The following is a 1473-nucleotide window of genomic DNA, read 5'->3' as shown; positions in this document are numbered from 1 at the left end:
GCAATACGGCCCGCGCGAATCGATGGAATACGACGTCGTGATCGTCGGCGGCGGCCCCGCCGGGCTGTCGGCGGCGATCCGGCTCAAGCAGCTGGCCGCCGAGAAAGGCGCCGAGATCGGCGTGTGCGTGCTCGAGAAGGGTTCCGAGATCGGCGCGCACATCCTGTCGGGCGCGGTGATGGACCCGCGCGCGATCACCGAGCTGTTTCCCGACTGGAAGGAGCGCGGCGCGCCGCTCGACGTCGAGGTGACGGAAGACCGCTTCCTGTTCCTGTCCGAGAAGAGCGCGGTCACGACGCCGAACTGGGCGCTGCCCGACAACTTCAAGAATCACGGCAACTACGTGATTTCGCTGGGCAACGTCACGCGCTGGCTTGGGCCACAGGCGGAAGCCTTGGGCGTCGAGATCTTCCCCGGCTTCCCCGCCGCGGAGATTCTCTACAACGACGACGGCTCGGTCAAAGGCGTCGCGACCGGCAACATGGGCGTGGGCAAGGACGGCGAGCCGACCGAGAACTTCCAGCTCGGCATGGAGCTGCACGCGAAGTACACGCTGTTCGCCGAAGGCTGCCGCGGCCATCTCGGCCGTCAACTGATCTCGAAGTTCAAGCTCGACGCGAACGCCGATCCGCAGGCGTACGGGATCGGCATCAAGGAACTGTGGGAAATCGATCCCGCGAAGCACAAGCCGGGCCTCGTGATCCACACGGCCGGCTGGCCGCTGAAGTCCGATACGTACGGCGGCTCGTTCCTGTATCACATGGACAACAACCAGGTCGTGGTCGGCTTCGTGGTGGGCCTGGGCTACACGAACCCGTACCTGTCGCCGTTCGAGGAATTCCAGCGCTACAAGACGCACCCGTCGATCCGCGCATTCCTCGAAGGCGGCAAGCGCGTGTCGTACGGCGCGCGCGCGATCACGGCCGGCGGCCTGCTGTCGCTGCCGAAGACGGTGTTCCCGGGCGGCGCGTTGATCGGCGACGACGCGGGTTTCCTGAACGCGTCGCGGATCAAGGGCAGCCACGCGGCGATCAAGACCGGCATGCTGGCGGCCGACGCCGCATTCGACGCGGTGCAGGCCGGCCGTCAGTCGGACGAGCTCACCGCGTACCCGGATGCGTTCAAGCAATCGTGGCTGTACACGGAGCTGTACCGCGCGCGCAACTTCAAGCAGTGGATGGCCAAGGGCCTGTACCTGGGCACGCTGATGGTCGGGCTCGAGCAGAAGGTGATGGGCGGCAACGTGCCGTGGACGCTGCATCACCAGCATGCGGACCACGAGATGCTGAAGCCGGCGTCGCAGTGCGAGCCGATCGCGTATCCGAAGCCGGACGGCAAGCTGACGTTCGACCGGCTGTCGTCGGTGTTCATCTCGAACACGAACCACGAGGAGAACCAGCCGGCGCACCTGACGCTGAAGGATGCGAGCGTGCCGGTGAACGTGAACCTGCGTACCTACGCGGGGCCGGAGGC

At 66.3% G+C, this 1473-nt stretch carries 1 protein-coding gene; it reads left to right on the top strand.

Annotated features, from left to right (window positions below):
* Positions 1–1473: electron transfer flavoprotein-ubiquinone oxidoreductase (locus H0X95_RS35625; RefSeq protein WP_196446433.1), on the top strand; the 1473-nt coding region annotated here is incomplete at both ends.

This window comes from Burkholderia sp. 9779_493, from assembly GCF_015712215.1.
GTDB classification, from domain to species: Bacteria; Pseudomonadota; Gammaproteobacteria; order Burkholderiales; family Burkholderiaceae; genus Burkholderia; species Burkholderia cenocepacia.
The sequence above is the reverse complement of the archived record's forward strand: the minus strand, read 5'-3'. Positions and strand labels throughout refer to the sequence as shown.